General features: G+C 63.9%; 16 protein-coding genes and 1 pseudogene. 5 read left to right on the forward strand and 12 right to left on the reverse strand.

Features of this window, described 5'->3' with window-relative positions; all coding sequences use genetic code 11:
* Positions 1–207: 207 nt before the first annotated feature.
* The 4 genes from CCR82_RS17825 to CCR82_RS19450 form a co-directional block, all read right to left on the reverse strand.
* Positions 208–429: a hypothetical protein gene (locus CCR82_RS17825; protein ID WP_201247164.1), complete on the reverse strand. Its 222-nt coding sequence runs from the start codon at positions 427–429 to the stop codon at positions 208–210.
* The gene (locus CCR82_RS18830; RefSeq protein ID WP_242513591.1) at positions 426–1,844 is read right to left on the reverse strand and encodes an AAA family ATPase; all 1,419 of its coding nucleotides are present in this window, start codon (positions 1,842–1,844) and stop codon (positions 426–428) included. Before CCR82_RS18830 ends, CCR82_RS17825 begins: the two co-directional genes overlap by 4 nt.
* A gap of 47 nt (positions 1,845–1,891) precedes the next feature.
* The gene (locus CCR82_RS17835; RefSeq protein ID WP_201247165.1) at positions 1,892–2,512 is read right to left on the reverse strand and encodes a hypothetical protein; all 621 of its coding nucleotides are present in this window, start codon (positions 2,510–2,512) and stop codon (positions 1,892–1,894) included.
* A gap of 214 nt (positions 2,513–2,726) precedes the next feature.
* Positions 2,727–2,909 (reverse strand): HigA family addiction module antitoxin, encoded by a 183-nt coding sequence (locus CCR82_RS19450; protein ID WP_201247166.1) that lies wholly within the window; start codon positions 2,907–2,909, stop codon positions 2,727–2,729.
* Between the two features lie 110 nt (positions 2,910–3,019).
* Between CCR82_RS19450 and CCR82_RS17845 the strand changes: the two genes are divergently transcribed.
* Positions 3,020–3,391, forward strand: a complete 372-nt coding sequence (locus CCR82_RS17845) for a transposase family protein (RefSeq protein WP_420827346.1) — start codon at positions 3,020–3,022, stop codon at positions 3,389–3,391.
* 21 nt (positions 3,392–3,412) lie between these two features.
* Here the strand turns inward: CCR82_RS17845 and CCR82_RS19180 are convergent, their stop codons facing one another.
* Positions 3,413–5,044, reverse strand: a complete 1,632-nt coding sequence (locus tag CCR82_RS19180) for a DUF6399 domain-containing protein (protein WP_201247167.1) — start codon at positions 5,042–5,044, stop codon at positions 3,413–3,415.
* A 204-nt stretch (positions 5,045–5,248) separates the two neighbouring features.
* Here CCR82_RS19180 and CCR82_RS17855 point away from each other — a divergent pair, with 204 nt between their 5' ends.
* From CCR82_RS17855 to CCR82_RS19005, 3 genes and pseudogenes are all read left to right on the forward strand, one after another.
* Positions 5,249–5,905, forward strand: a complete 657-nt coding sequence (locus CCR82_RS17855) for an ISAs1 family transposase (RefSeq protein ID WP_242513592.1) — start codon at positions 5,249–5,251, stop codon at positions 5,903–5,905.
* A 66-nt stretch (positions 5,906–5,971) separates the two neighbouring features.
* Positions 5,972–6,406, forward strand: a complete 435-nt coding sequence (locus tag CCR82_RS19000; protein ID WP_276570603.1) for an ATP-binding protein — start codon at positions 5,972–5,974, stop codon at positions 6,404–6,406.
* A gap of 13 nt (positions 6,407–6,419) precedes the next feature.
* A pseudogene (locus tag CCR82_RS19005) lies at positions 6,420–6,782 on the forward strand (ATP-binding protein); the annotation flags it as partial.
* Positions 6,783–6,904: 122 nt separating this feature from the next.
* On the opposite strand, the gene CCR82_RS17865 reads toward CCR82_RS19005, so the two are convergent.
* Positions 6,905–7,630, reverse strand: coding sequence for a response regulator transcription factor (locus CCR82_RS17865; protein WP_201247168.1), 726 nt, complete (start codon positions 7,628–7,630; stop codon positions 6,905–6,907).
* Between the two features lie 37 nt (positions 7,631–7,667).
* Positions 7,668–8,831, reverse strand: a complete 1,164-nt coding sequence (locus tag CCR82_RS17870) for an EAL domain-containing response regulator (protein ID WP_207191042.1) — start codon at positions 8,829–8,831, stop codon at positions 7,668–7,670.
* Between the two features lie 259 nt (positions 8,832–9,090).
* Between CCR82_RS17870 and CCR82_RS17875 the strand changes: the two genes are divergently transcribed.
* Positions 9,091–14,874: a PAS domain S-box protein gene (locus CCR82_RS17875; RefSeq protein ID WP_201247170.1), complete on the forward strand. Its 5,784-nt coding sequence runs from the start codon at positions 9,091–9,093 to the stop codon at positions 14,872–14,874.
* Between the two features lie 7 nt (positions 14,875–14,881).
* Here CCR82_RS17875 and CCR82_RS17880 read toward each other — a convergent pair whose 3' ends face one another.
* From CCR82_RS17880 to CCR82_RS17900, 5 genes are read right to left on the reverse strand one after another with little or no spacing between them, the layout of a single operon-like run.
* Entirely contained in the window at positions 14,882–15,727 is an 846-nt protein-coding gene (locus tag CCR82_RS17880; protein WP_201247171.1) for a CheR family methyltransferase, read from the reverse strand.
* Positions 15,724–16,911, reverse strand: coding sequence for a protein-glutamate methylesterase/protein-glutamine glutaminase (gene cheB, locus CCR82_RS17885; protein WP_201247172.1), 1,188 nt, complete (start codon positions 16,909–16,911; stop codon positions 15,724–15,726). The genes CCR82_RS17880 and cheB overlap by 4 nt, the downstream gene beginning before the upstream one ends.
* Positions 16,908–17,363, reverse strand: a complete 456-nt coding sequence (locus tag CCR82_RS17890) for a chemotaxis protein CheW (RefSeq protein WP_201247173.1) — start codon at positions 17,361–17,363, stop codon at positions 16,908–16,910. The genes cheB and CCR82_RS17890 overlap by 4 nt, the downstream gene beginning before the upstream one ends.
* A gap of 56 nt (positions 17,364–17,419) precedes the next feature.
* Positions 17,420–19,147, reverse strand: coding sequence for a methyl-accepting chemotaxis protein (locus CCR82_RS17895; RefSeq protein ID WP_201247174.1), 1,728 nt, complete (start codon positions 19,145–19,147; stop codon positions 17,420–17,422).
* A gap of 55 nt (positions 19,148–19,202) precedes the next feature.
* The gene (locus tag CCR82_RS17900; protein ID WP_201247175.1) at positions 19,203–22,316 is read right to left on the reverse strand and encodes a hybrid sensor histidine kinase/response regulator; all 3,114 of its coding nucleotides are present in this window, start codon (positions 22,314–22,316) and stop codon (positions 19,203–19,205) included.
* Between the last annotated feature and the right edge of the window lie 244 nt (positions 22,317–22,560).

The following is a 22,560-nucleotide window of genomic DNA, read 5'->3' on the forward strand; positions in this document are numbered from 1 at the left end:
AGCTATACCGCAGTCCATCCCCGAGCCTTTCTCGGATTGCTGACACCGGTGACAGAGTCAGAGCAGGTGAACGAGCGCGGGTCGTGCCTGGTGAGAGGCGAACGCGAATGTGCTGAGTGCGCCGCCAGGCGCGCGGATGACAAACGAGCGCGATGTGCTCGGAAAGGGCGAGCCAGACGGCCCGCCGGCAGGAAAGGCGAAGGGGATCTAGAAGGGCAGCGGATCGTCGAACTGCGGATCGTCGAGCTCAAGCAGCTCCAGTGGCTCATTGCGACGCGTCTCCTCAGCGATCAGCGCCTGCATCTGTGAGCCGTAAACAGCGAAGAGCGCCTCAGAGAACGCATCCAGAGCCTCCTGCACCGCCAGCGCCTGCTCTGGGGTCCAATGCTCCGGCAGCTCAAAGCGCATCAGATCAGCCAAGCCGCTCATGCTGCCACCTCCTCACGCGCTGCCTGTACATGCTCCGCGCTGACTTGGCGCGCCTGCGCCAAGGCCGCACTGGTCAGCGCATAATGCGCCAAGCGATTCACCTTGCGCGGCATCCCCTGGGTGGCCTGGAACAGGGCCTCCACCGCAGCGGGCTCGAACAACGGCACCTCACAGCCGGCCAAGCGCAGGCGATGGCACAGATACTCCGGCACCTCCTCACGCATCAGCCCGCTCAAGTGATGGCGCACCACGATGCGCTGCGCCAGTGACTCATGCACCGCCATCGTCAAGCGCCGGCGCAGCTCCGTGAGCCCGACCAACAACAGACACAGGCGATTCTCCGAATCCATGTTGTAGTTGGTCAACAGCCGCAGATCCTCGAGCACCTCATTGCGCAGATGATGCGCCTCATCGACGATCAACACCGGGCGCTGCTTCGCCTCCAGCGTCAGGCGCGTGATCTCCAAGCGGATACGGCGAAACGCCGCCGCGCGGTTGCGCTCCACCGGCAGCCCCAGCTCCCAAGTGATGGTCTTATACATATCCATCACATTGCCGGTCGACAGCGGGATGTAGAACACCCGATACAGCCCCGGATGCAGATCTGCGGCCACCTTGCGGCACACCGTGGTCTTGCCCGAGCCGGCCTCACCGGTGACCAGGCCGATGCCGCGCAGCTCCAGCAGATGCTTGGAGCGGTAGTTCGCCCCGTTGTCGACATACAGCTTCTTCGGCAAGCCCCGACGCAGGACCGCCTGCTCGAGCACTGGCAGGAAGCTCGCGGTGTTCTCCGACATCGCAAAGGCCGCATGCGCGATCACGCGCGTGGCATCATCGATAAAGGCGATCAGATAGGTCTTGCGCTTGACCCGCTCGCCGACCACCACGCTGGGGCCATGCATCACGTCGCTCATCCACAGCTCGCCGGCGTGCTCGAAGGCAAAGCGGCGTCGATCCTGGGGATCACCGTCCTGTTTGGGCCTCGCCATCAGCCCATGGCGGGCCAGCAGCCGATGCACGGTCGAGGGTGGCAGCGGCAGATCGGGCGGGACATCGGGGCGCTCGCGCACGGCGCGAATCACCAGCTGCACCGAGAGCGCCGGGTTGCCTTCCTTGGTCGCCAACAGCGCCTCGACCACGCTCGGCGGCAGGCCGCGCACCTGGCCGCGATCGGCGCGGGGCTTGGGCATCAGCGCCTCGAAACCGCCGCGCCGATAGGCCTTGAGCCAATCGCGCAGGGTCTCGGTGGCGATGCGGGTACGCGTGCTGCCGGGAATGCTGTAGTCGCGCTCGGCCTTGGCCTGCATCGCGGCGTACAGGCCCTTGGTGTGCTTGGGCCAGTGCACCAGCTCGGCGATCACCCCATAGCGAAATAGGGCGATCTCTTGCTGACGCTCGGTGTCAGGGTCGTTCATAGCGGCAAAGTCCACAAGACGCAGGCCCGTTGCCTGCACTCGCGACCCTAGGCCAGCAGCCCGGGCGGGTCCGCCCCCGCTCGGTGTTGGCGGGCGCGATCGCGCCCGCCCCCCGGCCGTGGCCGGGGGCAGAATCCAAGCGGTCTCGGCAATTCCTGCAGCCAGGACTCGGCAATCCCGCGCAGCGCCACCAAGACCTCTGGGACGCCGAGCATGAGGGCAAACGCCAGCAGCGTTGGCACGCAGGCGCCAAAGCGCTCGGGAACCAGCCCTTTGATCACGACCAACGCCGCCTGCACCGCCTGCACGCGGCGCGTGACGAAACGCTGCACGCCCGGCAGTTCGATGTCTAAGCGCAGTCCGGCACAGGCCGCCGCCTGGCTTGGCGCCTGCTCCACCGCGCGCACCACGGCCTCGACCTCGCTGAGCTGCCCGCTCAGGCGCGCGGCATAGCAGTCGGGCAGCAGACTGAAGGTGCGATGCCCATCAGGGCAGTAGTAGCGGGTGATCAGGGTTCCAGGCGGGGAGACGCGGGCATAGGTGCCATGGCGGGCGAAACGGCAGCCGCCCTGCGCATGCAGCGGACAACGACTCAGCGTTGCTTGCTGCCAGCCTTTGCGCTTAACGTACTCCTCGCCGGTGTTCGCGTAGGCAAACCGCAGTTGCACCGGCACTCGGCCCGCCCCTCGGCCTCACCCCGGGGCGGGCCACCTCTTCTGATGAATCGAGCGTCTGCGGATTGTCGCTCTCGCCGATGCGCAGATCCAGCGCTTGGCGGTGGCGCCTTTGAGAAGGCGGCTTCAAACCTCGACCGCTCTGTTCCACCCGATCTTCATTTCACCGGTGGAGGAGTGGCTGGGAATCTTGGCGGTGGTTTGCGGATCAAGGTCGAAAACAACAGGCGCTGTCGGCGGAAAGCGCTGCTTCCTGTTTGACCAACCGTTCAATCCGAGTGCGCAGCACATCAAGGCGTTTTGCCAGCCCACTAGTGCTCATCCGCAGTGGCTTGAGATAGAGTTCTGAAAGCACTTCGCCTGGGTGTGCTGGGTCAACAAGCAAGCTCATCGCATCACCAGGGCAATCGCATCAATATATTAGCGGATACTGTTAAACAGTTTAGCCTACATCCCCTATGATTCCCGCCCCTTGTATTTGACGGTTGGGGGATGTCAGCCATGGGCGACCTGAGTGTAGAACGATCGATCATGCATCATTTTGCCGCACTGGAAGACCCGCGCAGTCCGACTCAGCGCCGGCATGTGCTCAGCGAGATGCTGGTCATGGCTATCGCTGCGACGCTTGGCGGCGCTGATGGCTGGGTGGGGGTTGAGACCTTTGCCAAGGCCAAGGAGGCGTGGCTGCGCACCGTTCTGACGCTGCCCCATGGCATCCCGTCGCACGATCGCTTCGGGCGCGTGTTTGCGCTGATCGACCCTGAGCAGTTCGCCGCGTGGTGCTCGGCCAGGTCGCGACTGAGGCCAAATCCAATGAGATCACGGCGATCCCGCGGCTGCTGCAGTGGCTCAAGCTCGAAGGCGGGGCCTTGATCATCCCTTGGTTCACTGTTGCTAAGCCGCCACAAGCGTGAGGTAAGGCCGCTTCGCTGGTCGCGGTCGTCGTCGCGCCGGTCGGGCCGGCCAAGGCATGCGCTCAAGCACCTGCTCGAACAACGAGGGATGGGGCTGAGCGAAAAAGCGTTCAGCCGCCGTGGTGCCATCGGGGCGCTTGATCGCGAAGTTGTGCAGAGCCGTTAAGACCTGCTGCTTGCGCGGACTCAGGCGATGATGGCCATGCTGATAGAGCGCGAGAACGCCGTTGCGGCCCTCGACACAGGAGCTGCTGCGCTGGAACAGATCGGCACAGTCCCCGGCGACCTGCTCAAGGTACCGACGCGTCGCCTCATCCAACGACTGGATCGGGTGCGCGGGCTGCTGCAGCGGGGCGAGGCGTTGGGCGCTCAGTGCCCGCAGCCGATGGCGTTGCTCAGCACCGGGACTGCGCGCGGCGGCGCGCTCCAGATAGAGCGCAGGGATCAGCTCGTTGAGCATCGCCTGCTCAATCGCCGGGGACAGGTTCAGCGCCTGGACCCGCGTGTTGACCGTCATGAAGAAGAACGTCAGCGTGGCCACCAGGCTGTGCGTTAAGCGCTTCGCCTTGGCCAGATGCGCACACAGGCGCTCAGAAAGGTCCACCTCCTCGGCGAGCGCCTCCAGGCGTGCAAACAGCGCCGCCAAGTGCGTCTGCAGCTGCTCGGGCGTTTGCGCGTGTCCCTGCTCGAGTTCGTAGGGATGATCCACCGCGCTGAAAGCGCCGATCAGGGCTTTGGACTCCGCGCGCTGCGCCTGGGCACGCTCGCGCGCGAGGCTGGCTTGCATGTAGGCCTCGAGTGCGCGATCGATGCGCGCGGCAAACGCCGGCGGGCGCCCCGGGCCATGACGACGGCGATGATAAGCCTGCTCTGCAGCGCATTGCGCCTGCCAGCGCGCCTTGGCCGTCGTCTGGTCGGTCTCGGCTTGCTGTTCAGCGCGCCTCAACGCCAGGCTCATCGCCTTGCTCACCTCATGCTGGAGATGGAACAGGTCGGTCGAATGATGGGCACCCTGGTCGCGCTCGACATGGGCCAGCAGTCCCTTGGCCTCATCGCTGATGCCTTGCACCACGGTGACCTTGAACCCCGCCAGCCCGTGCTCCAGCGCCTGGCTCCAGGCCGCCGCCGAGCGCGCTGCGCTCACCTGCTCGAGGAGGATGACGTTCGAGACCGGTTCAATCGCCACCAAGCGCATGCCGTCCTGCCAGGTCTCGTCTTCGACGATGCTGAGGGTGCGATGCGGCATGGTCTTGGCCAGCGCCTCGCGCAGATCGGTGGCTTCGCTCACGATCAACTCCTCCAGTTTGACCTGGAACGCCTGCTGCGTGCCGTAGGAGGCACCGGTCAAGGCCGACAACCCGCTGAGCTCAAGAAAGTCGCAGACCACGCGCACGCCCGCGCCGCCTTGCTCACAGATACACCAGTGCGCGGCCATCTGCACCCGGCGCAGCCACTCCACGCCCTCGGGCGTCTCGATGAAGGCCGCCAGCGCGGCCGGGGCCGCGGCCGATGTCTCAGCGGGAGCGTTCCAGTGACGCACGGTGCTGCGGGCGACGCCGGCGCTGGTGATCGCCGCGCGTTGACTCTGCCCAGCCTGCTGCGCGTGCGCCACCGTCTGCCGATGCTTGGCGCGATCCAGGCGATCATGGATTGGCGTGGGGCATCGATCTGCACTAGAGTCAACAGCGCTAGGGGCATCGGGCAACGGCTTTTCCCTCGGTCAGTTTGCACTTCCAAGGGTACGCCGACCCGGCGCTCCTGCCACGCCTTCAGCGTGGCTGATCGCCTACCGGAATACTCAGTTTTGGACCAAGCGATGATCAAGGCCGAAGGCTGCATCGTCACCATCGATGCGATGGGGTGTCAGACCGCGATTGCCGAGCAGATCATTGGGCAGGGCGGCGATTACGTGCTGTCGCTCAAAGGCAACCAGGAAACCCTGGCCGCCGAGGTCGAGGAGGCGTTCATCGACGCCGATGCCAGGGACTATGAAGGCGTTGACACGGAGGTCCTCGAGACCGTCGAGCGTGGACATGGCCGTCTCGAGACGCGTCGCTACCGCACCCTGGGTGATCTCTCCGGGGTGCCCCGCAGCAAGCTGTGGGAGGGGATGAACATGATCGGCATGGTCGACACGCGCCGCGAGGTCGACGGCCAGGTCTCGATCGAAACCCGTTACTTCATCGGCAGCATCGGCACCAGCGCGACCCGTTTTGCCCACGCCGGGCGCGGCCACTGGGGCGTCGAAAACGGCTTGCATTGGACTCTCGACATCTCCTTTCGCGAGGATGAGTGCCGTGTGCGCCAGCCGGGGGCGCGTGAGAACCTCGCCGTGCTGCGTCACCTCGCGCTCTCACGACTGAAGAATGATGGCACCAAGGTGGGGCTGAAAAATAAACGCTTGAAGGCGGCTTGCAACGAGGATTACCTGGAAAACTGCTCTTTGAGTGGCCCGAGTACAAGGAGAAAATAGGAGCATCAGATAAGTCTAATATTAGCAAAGCTTGATGCGATTGCCCTGATGAACAGGACAACACCCATGAATCCGATGCCTGAGCTCGCCCCGATGCTGAAACAGCTGCGCCTCTCTGGCCTCCTTGAGGCCCTGCCGGCGCGCAACCGCCAAGCCATCGAGGAGCACTTGTCTTATACCGACTTTCTCGCCTTGTTGATCCAGGATGAGATTGCCCGCCGCGAGCACAAGCGCTTGAGCCAACGCGTGCGCCGGGCCAACTTTCGCTCGCACAAGACCCAGGAGCAGTTCGACTTCGCCTTCAATACTGGCATCAATCGGGCCTTGATCCAGGAACTGGCTACGGGGCAGTTTATCACGGAGCCGGCCTCGGTGCTGATCGCCGGACCGAGTGGCACGGGGAAGAGTCATCTGGCCCAGGCCTTGGGCCAGATCGCGGCGTGCCAGGGACAGGATGTGCGCTTCATGACCCAAACCCAGCTGCTCGGCGCGTTGAAATGAGGCGCGCGCGACCGGGACCTTCCAGCGCCGTTTCCAGGCGCTCTCACGAGTGGCGCTGTTGATCATCGACGATTTTGGACTGAAACCGCTGCGCTCGCCGCAGGATGAGGATGTCCATGACTTGATCAGCGAGCGCTATGAGCAGCGCGCAACCATCGTCACCAGCAATCTGGACTTCAGCGAGTGGGGCGATGCCTTCCCGAATCGCTTGCTGGGGGCCGCGACGCTGGATCGGCTGCGCCATAACACGCCTACCGCCTGGTCCTCGATGGGGCCAGTTATCGCACCCCGAAACCACTCCCGGAACCGCCCAATTCACCCCTTGCAAATTTGGCTAAAACCGCCGAACAATAGCCCCAGTTCGAGATCCCTGTGAGCCACCTCTGAGTGGCTCCATTAACCCGGTCTTGGGTGGCTCCATTAGGGCGGTCAGTGACAGGCCATGAGGGGGCTAAGGCTAGCCAGTTCCGCGCGAGGTACCCGCTTAGGGCGTGAGGGTCAAGACTCCGCTGGGTCTTCGTCAGGGGCCTCCGTTCCGTCGAGCCTCAGGCGGTAGCCAAAGCCGCGCACAGGGCTGATCACAAGCTCGTCAATACCGGTCTCGCGAAGCTTGCGCCGGATGTTGCCGATGTGTACATCGATGCTGCGATCGCCCGGATCCTGGGGCCCTCGGTTACTCAGGCGCTCGCGACTGACGGCGCGGCCATGCTGGCGCAGCAGGATGCCGAGGAGGCGTGCTTCGGTGCCGGTCAGGGTTAAGCTCGGTGTCGAGGCGCCCTCCCGATGGAGGGTTTGGGTGGTGGTATCCAAGCGGTATGGGCCAAACTCGATCATCCCCGAGGGGACATCATCGAGCGCGCGGCGGCGCAAGACCGCGCGGATGCGGGCGAGGAGTTCGTCGGTTGCGAAGGGTTTGACGATGTAGTCATCTGCGCCTGCGTCGAGGCCTTCGACGCGGTCCTCGAGTTCCAGGCGGCCGGTGATGATGATCACCGCGACGGAGGTGGTCGAGACTAGCTCACGGGCAATGTCGATCCCATCCTCGATGCCTAAGTTGAGGTCGAGCAGTACGAGGTCAGCCTCATTGCGGCGATAGGCTTGGCGAAGCGATTGTCCGCTATCGGCGAGCATGACCTGGTAACCCGCCTTGGTCAGGTTACGCTGGAGCGCGAGTCCCATGCGTTGATCATCCTCGACGACGATAATGCTTGGTTTTTCGTCCATCGTTATTCAGCGCATCAATGAACGTCGCTGGACCGAATCAGGAGGACACGAATTGTGACGCAAATTGCTCGATCGGCACCGGGCGGCCGAACAGATAGCCTTGCAGGCGGTCGACGCCCATCTCGATGAGCCGATCGCGTTGCGCTTCGGTCTCCACGCCCTCGGCGACCACCTGCAGGTTGAGGCTGTGGGCCATGTGCAGCATGGAGGCGATGAGATTGGCGGATTTCTCCGAGTCGAACATCTCGGCGACGAATGAGAGGTCGATCTTCAACGCATCATAGGGCAGCTCGGCGAGGGCGCGGATGCTCGAATAGCCGATGCCGAAATCATCGATGGCCAGCGAGGCGCCGCCGAGACGCAGCTGGGTGGTCAGCGCGCGCATCTGCTGGATATCCGGCAAAACCGCCGTCTCGGTGAGTTCGATCATGATGCGGCTGCTGCCGGCAAAGGCATGGACCAAGCGTTTGACGATGGCGGCGGCACCGACGGCCTCGACGTTGGCGGCGGATAGATTGACCGACAGGAAATCGAGCCCGAGCGGTTTGAGTTGTGGCTCGAGTTCGATCAGACGTTCGCTGAGCACGCGCGTCAGGTCCATGATCAGGCCGGATTGCTCGGCGAGCGGGATGAAGGCGCCGGCGCCGAGTATGCCGCCCTCGGGCAAGGACAAGCGGGCCAACACCTCGGCACCGACCGGCTGCAGGGTGCGCGCCGAGAGGATGGGTTGAAAGTAGGGCTTGATGCGTCCCGCACGCAGAGACTCACGCAGACCTTCGAGACTGAGTGGGTCCTGGGCCTGACCTTGAGGACGGGCCTTTTTCGGGCGTTCTGGTGGGCTGGATCGGGACAGCACGTCGGGGAGTTCACGCACCAGGTTGGCCTTGTTGACGACGCCGTACACGGTCAGCCCATTCCCTTGGGCGATGCGCCGAGCGGTATCGAGCAGTTCGTCGCCGTGTCCCGACAGGAACACGAGCGGGACCGCCGGATGATGCTCGGCGAGCCAGCCTAGGACGTCGACGCCGGTTTCAGCGCCCAGACCAAGGTCGAGCACGATAACATCCGGCACCTGTCGGTCGAGGTCCTCGCGCAGCGCATGGCTGGTGGTTTGGAAGCGCACCTCGTGACCGAGTGAGCCGGCGAAGCGGCGCAGGGTTCTTTCCATGCGCGGGTCGTCATCCAAGCAACTGAGGATCATGGCTCTCTATCTCGGTACAATGAACGAATTGCTGTTGCATTCGGCGAGCCCCAACCATCCGGCCGTCGCTCGCACTCGTCTGCTCGGGACTCTCTAGCTAAGCTCGATGATAGCGGAGCCCGAAGTCGGTTCATAGGCTCCGATCACGCTGATTCAATCCCTTCGCGAGGTTCTCTTGCACCAACATTCCTCGAGCAACGTCGCTCGTGACCCTGCTTCGCCCTCCCTGTTGCAACTGCCCCGCGCGACCCAATGGCTCATGCTCGTGTTATTGAGCTTCTGGGCCATTGCCGGTAACACCTTGACTCTGCCGCTCTTCTTCGGCTTCGACCTGCTATTTGGCTCCATCGCCGCCTTTCTCGCCATGTACTGGCTTGGCCCGCGCGCTGGTCTGCTCGTCGCAGTGGTCGGTAGCAGCGCGACCTGGGTGCTTTGGGGGCATCCCTACGCCATGATCACCTTCACGGCCGAGATTGCGTTCGTTGGCTGGTTGCGCCAGCGCGCGCAGGGCCGTCATCGCCGCCGACCGGCCTTCGCCGCCGTCGACACGCTTTTCTGGCTAGCGCTGGGCATACCGCTGGTCTTGCTGTTTTACCACTTTGCCCTTGGGATGGAGTGGATCGTCGCCTGGCTGGTCGCGCTCAAGCAGGCGCTCAATGGGATCATCAACGCGGCTGTCGCGGGGCTGATCGTGTTGCTAGCGGCCCTGATCTGGCGCCAGCGCCGCGTCATCACCTTCGATCGTATCTTGTTCAATATCCTGGTGCTGTCCTTGCTGTCGCCGGCGTTGTTGCTCAGTGTGTGGCAGAACAAGGATCTCGTGCATGACCTGCAGGCAAGCGAACCCCATCTGATCGAGCACGAAGAACACTTCACAGTCTTCGAGGATGCGGGCGATCGGCAACGCGAACAACGTGATCTCGACGTCGAGACCTGGTCGTCGTTCTCCCTCGAGTCGCCGGCAACGCCGTTCATCGAAGACCTCCAAGTGTACTTCCTGCGGTTGCTCCTGGCCTTGCTCGGCCTAGCCTTGTTCGGCGTTGCCCTCGCGGCATGGCTGAGTTACTGGCTGACCCGCCCCTTGCATCAATTGATCGAATCCACCCAGCGATTGCCAGCGGCGATTGCCGGTTCCCGCTCCATGCCGCGCTTGACCAAGACCGCGATCCGCGAGACCGATGAGCTGGCCGAGACCATCACCGGGATGGCGCACTCACTGCGCGTCAGCTTCGAGCAGCTCGAGCAAGAGAAGCAGCGCCAGAGCCGTCAGCAGGCGATCGCGGCCTTGCAGGCCCGGCTGCTGTCAGAGCTGGTTGAGCGGCAGGGCGACGAGGACTCCTTTGGCGCCTCGCTCTGTAACGAGGTTGAGGGGATACTGCCCCGTCATACCTGCCTGCTGCTCAAGCGGGCGGCGGATGGCACCTTTACGCCGCTCCGGCGTTCGCGAACGAGAGACGCCGAGTTCAGCGTGACGCGGCTCATCGAACATCCCGCCTTGATCACCGGTTTTGACGAGGCATTGCGCACGGCAAGGTCGTACCCACTGGCGGTGAGCGACCTCGTCTCGGCCGCGCGCTTGGAGGGCTCGATCAACCTCGAGCTGGTCGCGTTATCCGGGGAGGTGTGGCCAATCGTTGGCTATTCGACGGTGCTCGTCGCCATCGAGCAGCGCCCGCGAGACGTCGAGCAGACCGAGACCGGCGCCGCCTTCGCGCGCGCGATTCTGGAGACCGCGGCCAACACCGCCGGTGTCGCCATCGAGGCGTTGCAGTTGCGGCGTCGGCATCAGGTGCTGAACGAGGCGCTCTCGCAAGCCCAGACCGGGGTCATGATCACCGAGCGCATCCGCGACGATGACCTGATCACCTATGTCAACTCTGGCTTCGAGGCCATGACCGGCTACAGCGCCGCCGAGGTCAGCGGCCGCAACTGCCGCTTCATGCAAGGGCAGGATCGCGCGCAAGCGGCGCGCTGGCAGATGCGCGAGGCGGTCCAGGAGGGCGAGGCGTGCAGTGTCATTCTGCGCAATTACCGCAAGGATGGCACCTGTTTCTGGAATTCGCTCTCTATCTCGCCGATGCGCGACCGCGAGGGGCAGGTCACCCATTACATCGGCGTGCAACAGGATGTCAGCGAGGCCATCGAGACCCTGGAGCGCCTGCGCCTGAGCGAGGCGCGCCTGCAAGAGGCGCAGGCCATTGCCCATGTCGGCAGTTGGGAACTCGACCTGCGCAGCGGCCAGGCGCAATGGTCCGATGAGACCTTTCGCCTGTTCGGCTTCGCGCCCGGCGCCATCGAGGCCACGCATGAGGCCTTTCTTGGAGTGATCGCGACGACCGACCGCGAGCGCGTGCGCGAGACGATCGCCGCACTCGGCCCCGAGTCGGCAAGCGCTGTGCAGCTTGAGCACGGCGTCCTCGGCCCGGATGGCGTGGCGCGCACCCTGCTGCAGCAGGGGCGTCTGCACCGCGACGCCGAGGGCGCGCCCGAGCGCCTGGTCGGCACCTGTTTGGATGTCACCGAACTGCGCCGCACCGAGGCCTCGCTGCGCCAGCAAGAGGAGCGCTATCGGTTGATGGTCGAGAACGTCGAAGACCTGATCGTGCGCGTCGACGTGCAGGGACGCTTCGAGTTTGTCAGCCCCTCTTATTGCGAGACCTTCGGACGCACGGAAGACGCGTTGCTGGGTAATACCTTCATGCCCTCGGTGCACCCGGACGACCAGGCTGCTGTCGCGGCCGCGATGCAGTCTCTGCATGCGCCGCCTTATAGCTGCAGCCTGGAGCAACGCGAGTACACCGTGTGCGGCTGGCGCTGGTTGCAATGGTCCAACACGGCGATCCGCGACAGCAGCGGCGAGGTTGTCGGGATTATTGGCGTTGGCCGCGACATCACCGAACGCAAGCAGGCCGAGGTCGCGCTCGCCGAGCGCGAGGCCATGGTCAGCGAGTTGCTCAGGCTCGCCACCGGCTTCGTCAGCGTCTCGGACGAGACCAACCAGAGCGCCTGCGAGCAGGCCCTGGCCCGAGTCGGCGATTTCATCCACGCCGATCGCTGTTATCTGTTTCGCCTCAGCGCGGATGGCGGCGAAGTGGAGGCGGTCAACGAATGGACCGCTGATGGGGTCGATTCGATTCAAGCGCAGTATCTCGGTCTGCCGAGCGCGAAGATTCCGATGATGATGACGCAGCTGGCCGTCGGCGAGCCGGTGATGATTCCCGATGTCGCTGAGTTCGGCGACAGCGGCTGGGTCATGGAGCGCCGCTTCGCCGAGACGCAACAGGTGCAATCGCTGCTGCTAGCGCCGCTGCAGCTCGAGGGGCGTTTGTTCGGCTTTGTCGGCGCCGAGATGGTGCGGGCGCCGCGGCATTGGAGCACTGTCGAGATCCAATTCCTGCAACTCTTCGCCAATATCCTGGTGGCCGGTGAGCAGCGCGCGCACTCGCTCGCGGCGCTTCGGCAGAGCCATGCCCGCTACGACGCACTCGCACGCCAGAGCCGGACCATGGCTTGGGAACTGGATACGCACGGCCATTTCACCTATATCGGCGATGTCTGTGAAGCCGTGCTCGGTCATCCGCCCAGTGAGCTCTTGGGTCAGCATTACAGTGTCTGTATCACCGAGCCCGAAGCCGGCGGCCTGGCCGCTAAGGCGGCCGATATCATGACGCGCAAGCAGTTGTTCCAAGACTTCGTCGCCCCGTGCCGGCATCGCACCGGCGATCTTTTGTGGCTGGCCACCGACGGCGCGCCGGTCCTCGCCGAGGACGGCCGGTTGCTCGGCTATCAGGGTACGACCAAGGATGTCACCGAGCGTGAACTGGCATTGCAGCGCCTCGCGCACAGCGAGGCCCAACTGAGCGCGATCTTCGATCATTCCCCCCTGGGGATCGCGCTTGTTGGCGAGGATCGGCGCCCAATCCTGGTCAATCAGGCACTAGCGCGGCTCCTCGGTACCAAGACCGAGGTTCTGACCCACATGCGCCTGGATGAACTCACGCATCCCAACGATTTGCGCGAGGCCCTGGAGGCCTTTGGCGAGCTATTTGCCGGTCGTTGCCCCACGCATCGTTTCACGAGCCGCTACTTGCGCGCCGATGGCAAGATGGTCTGGGTGGATCTACGCCTCTCGTTGCTGTCGACATATCCCGATGCCGATCCCTTGGCGCTGGTGATGATCGAGAATGTGACCGAACTCCATGAAGCGCGTGAGCGCCAGCGCGTCGCCGAGCAGGAGCTAGCGGATTACGCGGCGCAGTTGGAGCACATGATCGATGTGCTCAATCTCTCGCAGCCTTACACGGAGCAGATCGAGTCACTGCTGCGGCTCGCGCGTCGCACGCTGAAGCTCGATGCCGCCGCTGTCTGGCTGATGGACGAGGAGCACGTCGAGCGTCTGCTGTTGGCTGTGCCGAATGAGGACGCGCGCTCGCCTCCGCCCGTGCCGCCGGCGTTGGTTGCCGAGGCGATCGCCGTCCTGGGCAGCCCGGTATTGGTGTCGGGGCGAGAGGATGCCAAGGCGCTAGCCGCGAACGAGCAGGCGGTGATGATCGGGTTGGTGCTGGATTCCTTGACGCCGGATGGTCATCCAGAGCGACTCTTATTGACACTGGATGGCTCGGCCACGCTGCGTCAGCTCGACCTCGGGCAGAGCCAACTGTTGCGCCTGATCGCCCAGCGTATCGCCGCCGTGCGCTACCGCCAACACCTGCAGGATAATCTGGTTCAGGCGCGTGAGCGCGAGACCATCGGCCATCTTGCCAGTGGCGTCTCGCACGATTTCAATAATCTACTCGGCGTGATCGACGCGAATCTATTCTTTGTTACCAGCGCGCTGCATGAACGCAACGCCGCCGATCCGGAGGTTGACCAAGTCATCGCCGAGACCCTGAGCGCCCTGGGCCAGGCCAAGGTACTCACCTCGGGGATGCTCACCATGAGCGGCTCGGGGAGAATTCCGCTCGAGCTGCTCGATATCGCCGATGCCATCGGTGAACTCTCGCAAATCATCGACCAGGTCCTGCCCGGGCGTATCCGGCTCGAGCTGGATATCGCGGCGGGAGTGCAGGCCTTCAGCAACCGGGCTTTTCTCCAATCGGCACTGCTCAACCTCTCGCTCAATGCCCGCGATGCGATCGATGGCGAAGGCACGCTGACCATCGCCGCTCGGTCCGTGCATTGGGATGCGTCAACCGCCCTCGTGGTCGGCGATTTAGCGGCCATGGAGTGCGTTGAGATTCGTGTGAGCGACACGGGCGGTGGTATCCCCCCCGAGCTGGTCGACAAGATCTTCAAACCCTTGTTCACCACCAAGACCAAAAGCCGTGGTCATGGCTTCGGGTTGTTCATGGTCGGCGAATTCGTGTCCCGGACGCAGGCTGGCTTGAGCGTCGAGTCGGTACCAGGTGCCGGGAGCTGCTTTCGACTTCTGCTGCCGGCGGAGACACCGCTTGAGATCGAGGGAAAGGCGTTGGCCGAGACCCAGGAATTGGCCGAGACCCAGGAAGAGGCGCCGGTTGAGGCGTCGGCAGCGGTGCTCAGAGAGGCGCTGGGGGAGGCGCTGGAAAGGCTGCCGAAAGAGCCTGAGCCTGCCGAGCAGGCGCCGGTGCCGCCAAGCAAGGAGAGGGCACCCGCGGTAGCCGCGGCTGCTCCCGCAGGGCGAGAGGCTGGCGAATCGCTACGCGTGCTCTTGGTTGAGGATGACCGTCGCGTCCGCGATGCCTTGTCGCGCGTCTTGAGGGCCGATGGCATCGCGGTCGAGACGGCCGATCATGGCGAGGCGGCCCTCGATCGGCTCGCGCGCCAGGCGGCGTCCATCGATCTGGTGCTGTCCGATGTGGCCATGCCGGTGATGGATGGCCTCGATCTCCATGCGCGCTTGGTCAAGCAGTATCCGGATCTACCGGTGATCCTGATGACCGGCCAACAGGCGCACTGGGACCCGCCGCTGAATCACTGGGGGGAGCCGACGCTGATCCTGCATAAACCGATTGAGTTCAACACCCTGAAGGCGGCCATCCGCCAGCAGGCGGGATCACGCTAGCGCCCCCTTATGCCGACTTCTTGGTGTAATACAGGGTGCGCAGGTAGCGTTGTGGCTCCCATTCCGGACACAGGCTGGTGATGGACTCGGTGCTGCCGATGATCAGCGCGCCTTGGCGCGCGAGCACGCGGCCGAGGTTCTTGAACAAGCGGATCTTGTCCGGTTCGCTGAAGTAGATTGCGACATTGCGACAAAAGATGATGTCGAAGAGCCCTGGGGTCAAAATGGGCTCGAGCAGATTGGCTTGGCGAAAGGTCGCGGTGGCGCGCAGTTCGTCGCGGACCTTCCATTTGCTGCCGACGGGCTCGAAATAGCGCGTGAGTTGTTGCGGCGAGATGCCGCGGGTGAGTTCGAGCTGGCTGAAATGGGCGTAACTGGCCTGAGCGATCGCCTCTTGGGACACATCCAGCCCCAGGATGCGGATGTCATAGCCGTTGAAGTCACCGAGCAGTTCCTTGAGGACGATCGCCGTCGTATAGACTTCCTGACCGGTCGAACAGGCGGCACTCAGCACCCGAATGGGCACGGGGTTGGCGCGCTCCTGGCGGCGGCGATCGATCAGCTCCGGCAGCAGTTTGTGCTTTAACAGCTGAAACGGCGCCTGATCGCGGAAAAACGAGGTTTCGTTGGTGGTGATAGCGCTGATGACCTTGGCGTGCAGCTGTCGGGTCGGGTCGGTCTTGACCTTGCGCAGCAGCTCTTTCCACGTGCTCGCACCCGTCTCGCGCATGAGCGCGCCCAGGCGCGACTCGATCAGGTAGCCCTTGTTGCTGTCCAGGTGCACGCCACAGCCCTTGGCGATGTATTCGCTCCAGGCGGGCAGCTCATCACCCTTCAGTGGTGGAATACTCACCGATGGCGCCCCTTGATTGCCGCCACCGCGCGTTCGGCGATGGCGTCGAGCGGCAACACGCTATCGACGACGCCCGCCTCGACGGCGATCTTCGGCATGCCATAGACGACACAGGTGGCCTCATCCTGGGCGATGACGAAACAGCCGTGGCGTTTCAGCAGGCGTAAACCCAGGGTTCCGTCACTGCCCATGCCGGTCAGGATGATTGCCATCGCACGTCCGGGGAAATGATTTGCCGCCGAGCGAAAGAGGTAATCGACGGACGGTCGGCAATGGTTCTCCGGTGCCGCGTCGGTGATCTGAATGATTGTCTGCCCATTGGCGCCATGAGCGAGGCGCATGTGGTGCCCACCCGGGGCGATGTACACGGTCCCGGCCTCGGCGACGGTCTCATGCACGGCTTCGCAGACCTTGAGCGCGCTCTTCTCGGCGAGATGCTCGGCGAGCGACTTGGTGAACAGCGGCGGCATGTGCTGGACGATGAACACCGGTACGCCGAGCGTCGCCGGCAAGGCCGGGATCAAGCAATCCAGGGCATTGGGACCACCGGTGGAGACACCGATCAGGAGCATCTCGGGCGGGGCGAGCCGAGCCGGGCGGCTAGGTGCCTGATTCGCCGCCTGACTCGAAGCGGTGTCTGGGGTGGACCCCCGCGGGGTCGCGCCCTGGGTCGCGCTCTGGGGTGTGCTGGGCCCCGAGCCGGGGGTGCTCGCGCGCGCACTCGCCGGCGGGGGTGCGGCCCGGCCACTCGTGCGTTGTTGCGCATGCAGGATGCTGCGCACGTTGAACCGCACCGAGAGCGACTTCAGGCGTGGCGCCAGTTCCGCCCGCAGGGCCTCGAGGCTTTGCTCGGGGCTAGCGGTGGTGGGCTTGGTGATGAAGTCGAAAGCCCCGTGCTGCATGGCCTTGATGGCCAGATGCCCGCCTTTGTGGGTCAGGGTACTGACGACGATCACGACCGGCGGGTTGGGCAGCTTTTTCAGCGCGTCCAACACCGCGATGCCGTCCATCTCCGGCATTTCCATGTCCAGCGTCAGCAGGTCGGGCTGCAGTTCTGCCACCTTGAGCAGGGCCAGGCGCCCGTTCGGCGCCTGGTCGATGGTCTCGATGCCTGGAAGGGGCTTCAGTGCCTCGGTGATGATACGGCGGAACAGACTTGAATCATCGACTACCAGAACTTTCATTGCGCATCCGGCCAGGTGAACAGGACATCGGGATCAAGCAGGGCGGTCAATTGATTGTTTTGTCGCCAGACACCGAGCAGGCGCGAGCGCAGGGCGGGGTCGAGACTGCTCGGCACGGGCTCGATCTGATCCTGTTCGAGGGTAATCGCTTCGATGACGCTGTCGACCAGGAAACCGTAGTATTCCTGCTGATGCTCCATGATCAGGAGACGAGTTTCGGTTCCCATCTCGACACGGCCAATGCCCAGGTGGGCCGCCGTGTCGATGACGGTGACGATGCGCCCGCGCAGATTGCGAATCCCGACCACCTCGTCGGGCGCGCCATAGACCTGTGTGAGTTCTCCGACCTTGATCACCTCTTGCACGAGCTGGGCGTTGATCCCGAACACCCCTCGGCATAGGTTGAAGCAGGTGACCAATTCCTTCTCGTCCGACGGTTTCGAGTCTTGCATGGAGAACGTCCCGAACAGCGATGACCAATCAATGGGTGCGAATCAAAGGGCGTGGCTCAGACCACAAACTGTTTGACCAAGCTTTGTAGTTGCTCGGCGAGGCGCGAGAGTTCTTGTGAACTCTCCTTGACCTGATCGCCGCCGGAGCGGATCTCGTTGGTGGCGTTGGTCACGCTGGCCAGATCCTGGGCGATGGAGCCCGAGACGCTGGAGATCTCGGCGACCTGATCGTTGGCGACGCGCACCCCTTCCGAAGCCTGGGCGATATTGCCCGCCACATCCTGGGTCACGGCGGCCTGCTCCTCGATCGCGGTGGCGATGTTGGAGACCAGGTGCCCGACCTCGCCGATCACACCGGTGATCTTCTCGATATCGGTGATCACGCCACCGGCGCTGTTCTGCACACCGCTGATCTTCCCCTTGATGTCCTCGGTCGCGGTCGCGGTCTGCTTGGCCAGCTCCTTGATCTCGTTGGCGACCACCGCGAAGCCCTTGCCCGCCGAACCGGCGCGCGCCGCCTCGATGGTGGCGTTGAGCGCTAACAGGTTGGTCTGCGAGGAGATGTCGGTGATGGTCTCGGTGACCTGCCCGATCTCCTGGGCGGCCTGACCGAGCTGATGCATTAGCAGCGAGACATCATTGGCCTGCGCGCCGGCATCGGTACTGATCGAGCGCGCTTTCTCGGAACTGGCGGCAATCTCGCCGATGGTCGCGCTCATCTGCTCGGTCGCGCTCGCCACCGACGACAGGCTGTTGGTCGCCTCATCCATGGCCGCGGCCACGGACGCGGTGTTGGCGCTGGCCTCCTCGGCGGCGGCGGCCACGGTCGTGGTGCGGCTCGACATCTCCTGCACGCTATGCGCCGATTGGGTGCTGACAGTGGCCAGTTCGGTGGCCGAGGAGGCCACCGTTTGCGCGTTGTTGGAGAGATCAGCAATCACCTGGCGCATATTGCTGATCAGGGTCTCCGCGGCCTTGGCCAGGGCGCCGATCTCATCGCCGCGACGGGCATTCTTGGGATCGACGTTCACCGAGTAATCCCCCTTGGCCACGGTCGACAACAGGGCTGAGACGCGCTTGAGGGGACCGGAGATGTTTTTGTTGAGCAGGAGTCCTAGGGCGATCGCTAACAAGACGCCGATGATGGTGACGACCAGCATCACCGTTTCCAGTTGACTGGCGAGCTCGAGCGATTCTTCGGACATGTCATCGAAGTGCTCGTTCTCGGCCTCGGTGAGTTGCTCGAACAGCGCGCCCATGCGATTGGAGTCGGGGATCATGCGGTCGGTCGCGGTTCGATATTTCCTGTAGAGAGACGCCCGTCGCAAATCGTTGTTACTGTTGACAAAATCATCCACGAGCTGGTCGAGCACTTCATAATGTCCACGCCAGACCTGGTAGGCCTCCCGGAGTTCATCCATCAGCCGGCGGGCGCGCTCGGTGGAGCGTGGTCTCTCCTGCAATTGTTCCCAGGCTGCCTCGACGATCTCCCAGCTTTGGTTGCGCTCTTGTTGGATGCGCCGATAGGACTCGAGGGCCACCTCATGCTCGGCGTTTTCCTCGATCCACATATCCAGGGTCTGGGCGCGGATGCTCATGCGCTCGGTGTTCAGCGTCCCCAACGCGCTCATGTAGGGCATGCGCACATCGACGACGTAGTTCAGGTTTTCTTGAATTTCGTTTTTGCCGTACAAGCCGACACCACCGACGATCATCGTCACCGCCGCGACAGCAAGAAACCCGATGAGAAGTTTGGCATTGATACTCAAGTTGTTTAGGCTCATTGGCCGCCTCTATCGTTGAATCGGTGGACGAAATGGGTAAGAGCTGACAAGGGGTTCAGTGGCTGAATTCTCTGACGCGTCCCAGCAGTTGTTCACGGTCGAGCTTGACTTGGTAGTGATCGATGCCGGCGGCCTTACCGCGGGCGATATCCTCGTTGCCGGCCAAGGAGGTCACGGCGATGATCGGTAGCGAGGAGGTCCGACCATCGTTGCGAATCCGCTTGGCCAAGTCCAAGCCGTTCAAGCGCGGCATTTCGATGTCGGTGACCACGATGCGCACGGCATCGAGATTGTCGAGCAGCAGCGACCAGGCCGCTTCCCCGTCGGGTGCGGCCAACACGGTGTAGCCGTCTTCTTCGAGATATTTCTTCACCTGCGCGCGGAAGAAATCCGAATCCTCGGCCAAGAGGATGCTGAGGTTGCTCTCGGCGCGGTTTTGCTTGATCTCGGGCGGGGTGTCGTCCCAGTCCGGGTGCAGCGTGGTGACCAATTCATGCAGGTCGGCGAGGAACACGGTGCGCTCTTGGATGAGGGTCGAGCCGGCGATCCCCGGCTGGCGATGGGTGCGTTGGTCGATGATGGCCTGGCTTTGCACCACATCGACCGGCAGGGTGCCGAGCAAGCCGACCTCGCGGCCCGCCACGCGCGAGACCAGCACGATCAGGTTGCTAGCGTTATCCAGATCACCCGAGCCGGTGACATCGGCGATCGAGACCAGGGGCAGGGAGCCGCCGCGATACTGCATGGTGCGTTGCTTGCCGAAATAGCGCACCTGCTCGGGTTGGATGCGTTCGATCCGTTGCACCGTGTCCAGCGGCAGGGCGCAGGGCTCGTCCGGGGTATTGTGGAACAGCAGCAGCCAGTGCACATCCTGGAGGCGACGCTTCTCGGCCTGCGCGGCCAGCTCGGCGGCGCGCAGCGAGCCCGACACCGAGACCACGCCGGCCTTGGCCGAGAGTCCGGCCATGTCGAGGATCAGCGCGACGGTGCCATCGCCGAGGATGGTCGCGCCCGAGTATTCGTGCAGGTGTTTCAGGCGCCGCCCGAGCGGTTTCACCACCACCTCCTCGGTGTCGTGGAAGGCGCCCACGGCGAGGGCATAGGAGAGGGTGCCGGTGGTAATGATGGCGATCTCCACCGCCGAGGCCGCCGCGCGCCGGCGCTCGCCACCGCGTCTTGGCACGGCCTCCTCATCGCCGGGCGCGGCATCCGACGAGCGGTCTCCTTGCCCGGCGGCGCCGGGCTCGAGCGGACTCTTCGGTGAGCGCCGATCGGCGAGACGCACGCGCCGATCGAATTCGCGCCGCTCGCCGTCGGGCGCCTGATAGGTCGGCACGATGCCCAGCACATCGGTGAAGCGAATCAGCGGCAGCACGCGATCACGCAGGAGCAAAACCTCGCTGTCGCCGACGATCTCCAATTGTTTGGAGACCTCCTCGGGCCGCAGGCGCAACAGCTCCTCGATATTGGCCTGGGGGATGGCAAAGCGCTCGTTTTCCACGGAGATGATCAGCGAGGGAATAATCGCCAGCGTCAGCGGCAGCTTGATGCGAAAGGTGCTGCCCTTGCCGACCTCGGAGTGGATCTCGACCTGACCGCCAAGGCGGTCGAGATTGGTCTTCACGACATCCATGCCGACACCGCGCCCGGAGACATCGGTGACCTGCTCGGCGGTGGAGAAGCCGGGCGTGAAGATCAGCGCCTGTTTGTCCGGCACCGACATGCCTGGCACGCTCTCCTGGGTGATCAGGCCCTTGCGCACGGCGGATGCCGCGAGCGCATCGGGATCGAGGCCCTTGCCGTCGTCGGCGATCTCGACCACCGCTTGGCCGGCTTCGTAGCGCGCCTCGATGCGCAGTTGCCCGGTGGCGGGCTTGCCCTTTTGCTGACGCTCGGCCTCGGTCTCCAGGCCATGATCGACGCCGTTGCGCACCAGGTGCGTGAGCGGATCGGAGAGGCCTTCGATGAGGGTCTTGTCGAGTGCGACCTCCTTGCCGTTGATTTCCAGATCGACCTGTTTCCCGAGCGAGCGCGAGAGATCCCTGACCACGCGCGGAAAGCGGGCAAAGACATTGCCCATCGGCTGCAGCCGGGTCTGCATGATGACATCCTGCAGCTCGGCGGTGACCTGGTTGATGCGCTGATCCACGCTCGAGAGCAGATGGCGGTCGTCCATCGCCACGGCGGTGCGCAGCTGGTTGCGGCTGAGCACAAGTTCTCCAGCCAGGTTCATCAGATCCTCGAGCAATTTCACGCTGACCCGGAGCGTGTCGTCGGCCGACGACGAGGCGGCGGCGGGCGGGGAGGTGCGCTCGGACTCGGGCTCCGACTTGCCCGTCGACGCAGGCTCCGTGGCGGGCGGGGCCGGCGCGGGAGCCGCCGAGGGCGCGGGCGCCGCCTGTTCCTCGGCCTCGTCGGCATCCGCATCGAGCAGCAGATGGATGCGTTGTAGCTCGAGATCGTGGAACAGGGTGCTGATCAGTTCCTTGTCGAGCATGGTCGCGATGACCAGTTGCAACGGCACGCGATGATGGAGGGCTTCCTCGAGCGTACCGACGGCCTGGTCATTGACCGTGCAATCGAGCAGTTCGCTACTGGCCCAAACGCTGTCGAACAGCGCGTAGATATCCTCCCCCTTTCGCTCGACATCCTCGACCAGGTCGCATTCGATCAGGTAGATGCTGTGTTTGTCTTGTCGGGCCCGTTCGACATCGAGCTTCGAGAGGGTCACCGGACCCAGCGGCGAATCGAACGTCTGGTGCTCGCTCAGGGAGGTCTTGTGTTCCGGGGGGTGAGCCGGCGCCGTTAGCTCGCTCAGACTTGTCATCAGCCCCGTGGTCTCGACCTGCGCACTATTCTCGGGGTCATCGAGCATGGTGCGCAGGGTATCGAAGGCCCCTAGCAACACATTAACGACCTCGGCATTCGGGGTCATCTTGTCGCCGCGCATCAAGTCCAGCACGGTCTCGGCGCCGTGCGCGAGATCCTTGACATGCACCAAGCCGAAGAAGCCGCTACCGCCCTTGATTGAGTGCGCGGCGCGGAGAACCTTGTTGATCAGCTCCTTGTCCGCGCTCGCCCCTTGGTCTTCGATGGCGAGCAGGTCTTGCTCGATAGTGGCGAGATGTTCCTGCGCATCGTTGACGAACTCTTGTAACAGCTCATCCATCGTTTAGGCCTCGATCATTGTTTTGTCCTGCCTAACCGAACCGCAAACAGCACTCGGTAGGGGTACGCTGGTGGGCGGGGCGGGGCGCAGCCGCCATGATACACCTTCTACTTGGCCGAGCACCTGCGCGCGCGCAAGCGCGGTCAGTGAATCCGGCCCCATTGGCCGATTGGGCGCAAGACCCCAGACGCGCGTGAGCACAGCTGTCGGACCTCATCTGGACAGAGGAGGGGCAGGTAAGGAC

Source organism: Halochromatium salexigens (assembly GCF_016653295.1).
Lineage (GTDB): Bacteria > Pseudomonadota > Gammaproteobacteria > Chromatiales > Chromatiaceae > Lamprobacter > Lamprobacter salexigens.

What these genes read in the sequence shown, in the direction of transcription:
- CCR82_RS19000 (WP_276570603.1), top strand. Translation starts at nt 5,972, where the DNA reads ATGAATCCGATGCCTGAGCTCGCCCCGATGCTGAAACAGCTGCGCCTC.
- CCR82_RS17825 (WP_201247164.1), bottom strand. Translation starts at nt 429, where the DNA reads ATGAGCGGCTTGGCTGATCTGATGCGCTTTGAGCTGCCGGAGCATTGG.
- CCR82_RS17870 (WP_207191042.1), bottom strand. Translation starts at nt 8,831, where the DNA reads ATGATCCTCAGTTGCTTGGATGACGACCCGCGCATGGAAAGAACCCTG.
- CCR82_RS17845 (WP_420827346.1), top strand. Translation starts at nt 3,020, where the DNA reads ATGGGCGACCTGAGTGTAGAACGATCGATCATGCATCATTTTGCCGCA.
- CCR82_RS17900 (WP_201247175.1), bottom strand. Translation starts at nt 22,316, where the DNA reads ATGGATGAGCTGTTACAAGAGTTCGTCAACGATGCGCAGGAACATCTC.
- CCR82_RS17875 (WP_201247170.1), top strand. Translation starts at nt 9,091, where the DNA reads ATGCTCGTGTTATTGAGCTTCTGGGCCATTGCCGGTAACACCTTGACT.
- CCR82_RS17865 (WP_201247168.1), bottom strand. Translation starts at nt 7,630, where the DNA reads ATGGACGAAAAACCAAGCATTATCGTCGTCGAGGATGATCAACGCATG.
- CCR82_RS17895 (WP_201247174.1), bottom strand. Translation starts at nt 19,147, where the DNA reads ATGAGCCTAAACAACTTGAGTATCAATGCCAAACTTCTCATCGGGTTT.
- CCR82_RS17890 (WP_201247173.1), bottom strand. Translation starts at nt 17,363, where the DNA reads ATGCAAGACTCGAAACCGTCGGACGAGAAGGAATTGGTCACCTGCTTC.
- CCR82_RS18830 (WP_242513591.1), bottom strand. Translation starts at nt 1,844, where the DNA reads ATGAACGACCCTGACACCGAGCGTCAGCAAGAGATCGCCCTATTTCGC.
- cheB (WP_201247172.1), bottom strand. Translation starts at nt 16,911, where the DNA reads ATGAAAGTTCTGGTAGTCGATGATTCAAGTCTGTTCCGCCGTATCATC.
- CCR82_RS17855 (WP_242513592.1), top strand. Translation starts at nt 5,249, where the DNA reads ATGATCAAGGCCGAAGGCTGCATCGTCACCATCGATGCGATGGGGTGT.
- CCR82_RS19450 (WP_201247166.1), bottom strand. Translation starts at nt 2,909, where the DNA reads ATGAGCTTGCTTGTTGACCCAGCACACCCAGGCGAAGTGCTTTCAGAA.